Source organism: Ochrobactrum sp. XJ1, from assembly GCF_024701725.1.
Classification (GTDB): Bacteria; Pseudomonadota; Alphaproteobacteria; order Rhizobiales; family Rhizobiaceae; genus Brucella; species Brucella anthropi.
In genome coordinates this window covers 1-631 of sequence record NZ_VDGD01000064.1, presented here as the reverse complement: position 1 = coordinate 631, position 631 = coordinate 1, and the positions used below count along the sequence as shown (strand labels likewise).

Genomic DNA, 631 nt, shown 5'->3' with positions numbered 1-631 from the left:
GTGAGCGCGACGAACATCCCACCTTTTCTTTTGTGAATGATGCCGCGAGATAAGCTCCTTCATTGATAGGAGCGGACCGGGATGATTGGAGATCGCGCTGATGCCATGCTTGAAGACATGGATGAAGCCAGGCATGAGGGAAAGTATCGTCGGATCGAGGTGATTACCGGCCGGCGGCAGCGGCGGAATTGGACTGACGAGGAGAAGGCGCGGATCCTTGCGGAAAGCGCGGAACCTGATGTTAACATCTCGGCCGTTGCCCGGCGCTGGGGCGTCAATCGCGGCTTGCTGAACGTCTGGCGCCGGGACGCTGGGCTGACCTCTCAACGATCTGCGAGGTCCAGTGCGCAGCAGGCGATGTTCGTGCCGGTGACGGTAGTTGGCGATCGAACGCCGGCTCCAGGCTCGCCGTCAGATGTCGCCCACTTTGCCGCGGGTCGAATTGAGATCGAGATTGCTGGCGCGCGCATGACGGTTATCGGCCCGGTAGCACCTGAACTGGCGCAAGCGATGGTGGCGGCCTTGCGAGGTCGCCGGTGATCGGAGTTTCGCCGAGTGGCGTGAAGATCATGGTGGCTACGCAACCGGTCGACTTCCGGCGCGGCATGAATGGCCTTGTGGCTTTGGTGGC

General features: G+C 61.5%; 1 protein-coding gene and 1 pseudogene. Both read left to right on the top strand.

Annotation, left to right across the window (positions count from 1 at the left end):
• The first annotated feature begins 81 nt into the window (after positions 1–81).
• Positions 82–540, top strand: a complete 459-nt coding sequence (gene tnpA / locus FG152_RS27155; protein ID WP_168436537.1) for an IS66-like element accessory protein TnpA — start codon at positions 82–84, stop codon at positions 538–540.
• Positions 537–631, top strand: a pseudogene (locus FG152_RS27150) (IS66 family insertion sequence element accessory protein TnpB); the annotation flags it as partial. The gene tnpA and the pseudogene FG152_RS27150, both read left to right, overlap by 4 nt.